2 protein-coding genes and 1 pseudogene are annotated in these 1,730 nt (G+C 32.1%); all 3 read left to right on the top strand.

Going from position 1 to position 1,730, the window contains the following annotated elements; all coding sequences use genetic code 11:
• Positions 1-110 precede the first annotated feature (110 nt).
• Positions 111-683 (top strand): GrpB family protein, encoded by a 573-nt coding sequence (locus tag WH52_RS14720; RefSeq protein ID WP_086031726.1) that lies wholly within the window; start codon positions 111-113, stop codon positions 681-683.
• Positions 684-687: 4 nt separating this feature from the next.
• Positions 688-1,584, top strand: coding sequence for a sterol desaturase family protein (locus WH52_RS14715; protein WP_233131581.1), 897 nt, complete (start codon positions 688-690; stop codon positions 1,582-1,584).
• Position 1,585: 1 nt separating this feature from the next.
• A pseudogene (locus tag WH52_RS14710) lies at positions 1,586-1,730 on the top strand (ferredoxin); the annotation flags it as partial.

Raw genomic sequence — 1,730 nt, 5'->3', positions numbered from 1 at the left:
CAGATAAAAAATATGTAATGAAATATACTACCGTAGGTGGCGTTACTGGTTTCGATGGAACTAAAAAAGAAGCTCCTAAAGCAGTAGTTAAAAAGATTGAATAGTTTCTAATGAAAAAGACATTATACGATTTAACTAAAGACGATTGGAATACCTTATTTCCAATTGAATTATCAGACCATAACCCTGATTGGAAGGTTGTTTTTGAATCTGAAAAGAATCGTATTTTAAAAAGTATTGATGCAAAGTTCATTAATAAAATTGAACACTTCGGAAGTACATCAATACCCAATATAAAAGCGAAAGCGTATATTGACCTACTTGTTGAAATTCCTGAGGAATTCTTATTCAATAAAGAATTAATAGAGAGTTTTAGTAAGCTAGGTTACGTATATTTTGAAGTACCAGCAAGAGAAGATATAGATGCTTATATGTCTTTTGGGAAAGGATATAATTTGGAGGGGAAAAAAGAACAAATTTTTCATATTCATATGTGTCCAAAAGAAAATATTATGTATAATCAATTAAAGTTTAGAGACTATTTAATTGAGCACCCAGAAAGAGCAAAAGAATACGAAAACTTAAAAACAGAATTAGCTTCTAAATATAAAAACGATAGAGGTTCTTATGTATTAGGAAAAACTAATTTTGTAAAAGTAACATTAGAATTATATAACAAATAATAGCTTGACATTAACAGATTACATACAACAACTTTCAGAAGATAAACTATTGTACTTTGCCTTACCCGTGTTTTTTATTTCTATGCTGGTAGAATATCAATTTGCAAAAGAAAAATACCATGGTAAAGATACTGGGGTTTCGTTGTTGATGATGGTGTTTTCTGCTATTGTAGAGTTCATTCCTAAAATAGTAGCATTTATTGCTTTTTTCTATTTGTATGAATTAAGTCCGTTAAAAGGAATTGTAGGCCGTCAATGGTGGGCATGGATTTTGTTATTGTTTGCTGATGATTTTGCATACTACTGGTTTCACAGATTAAACCATGAAGTACGTTTGTTTTGGGCAGGTCATGTTCCACATCACTCATCAGTGCATATGAATTTAGGAACAGCTCTAAGACAAGGGGTTGGAGAACGCATTCATAAATTTTTCTTTTGGATGTGGATTCCATTGTTAGGTTTCGATCCACTAATGATGTTTACCATGATGGGAATTAGTTTAATTTATCAATTCTTTGTGCATACCGAGTTAGTCGATAAACTACCTAAACCGATAGAATTCATATTCAATACACCATCACATCACAGAGTGCATCACGCATCTAATATTCGATATTTAGATTGTAACCACGCAGGGATTTTAATTATTTGGGATCGTATGTTTGGTACGTTTTCAGAAGAATTAAAAGAAGTTGATAAACCAGTATATGGATTAACTGTTAATATTGAAACATTCAATCCGGTTAAAGTAGCTACACACGAATATGCAGCCATTTGGAAGGATGTAAAACGTGCTGATAAATTATCAGACAAGCTAAACTATATATTCAATTCTCCGGGATGGACACATGATGGGGAAGATAAACGAGCAAAAACATTGCGCAGAAAAATGAATTTGTAAGATGGAAGAACAAGACATTACAATAAAAATCACAGATAGAGAAGGTGTTACTCACGAAGTACAAGCACCTACAGATATGGCTATGAATTTAATGGAAGTAGTTCGTTCTTATGAATTAGCTCCAGAAGGAACCATTGGTATTTGTG

The organism is Tenacibaculum holothuriorum, assembly GCF_002120225.1.
GTDB lineage: Bacteria > Bacteroidota > Bacteroidia > Flavobacteriales > Flavobacteriaceae > Polaribacter > Polaribacter holothuriorum.
Note: the sequence above shows the minus strand (reverse complement) of the source record. Positions and strands in the feature narration are given on the sequence as shown.